1 protein-coding gene is annotated in these 535 nt (G+C 70.5%); it reads right to left on the bottom strand.

What is annotated here, in order from left to right; all coding sequences use genetic code 11:
- Positions 1–124 precede the first annotated feature (124 nt).
- Positions 125–535: transposase (locus EYQ95_RS26315; RefSeq protein WP_132332206.1), on the bottom strand; the 411-nt coding region annotated here is incomplete at its 5' end.

The following is a 535-nucleotide window of genomic DNA, read 5'->3' as shown; positions in this document are numbered from 1 at the left end:
ATACGGTCATTTGCGGCGAGGAGTTTGACGAGGGCCGGTTTGGCCGGTCCGCGTGGCGGTTTTTTTGTCGGATTGACGGGATAGGGGGCTTTTTTATCGGATTGCGGAGGGAGTCCGGGTGTGGTTACGGCGGGCTGAGCGCCACCCAGCGGCGCATGTTGAAGGCGATGGCGGCCAGGGTGACCTGGGCGCTCGCCTTGGCAAGGCCGAGGTAGCGAATGCCGGTCAGCCCCATGCGCCGCTTCCAGGTGGCGAAGGTGGTCTCGACCGCGGCGCGGCGGCGGGCGATCAGCGCGTTGTAGTGCTTCAGCCGCGCCGGCAGCGCGGGGTGGTGCTTGTTGGGCCGGCGGGCCAGGCGCGGCTTGATGCCGCGGGCCTTGAGCGCGCGCTCGCGGGCGTGGGTGTGATAGGCCGCATCGGCCCACACCGCCCGCTCGTCGCCGCGGATCAGCCGGTCCGCCGGCGTGGTGTCGTTGACGTTGGCCGGCGTCGTGACGACCGCGCGGATCAGGCCGGAGCCCTGGTCGACGCCGAC

Source organism: Lysobacter sp. N42 (genome assembly GCF_004344885.1).
Note: the sequence above shows the minus strand (reverse complement) of the source record. Positions and strands in the feature narration are given on the sequence as shown.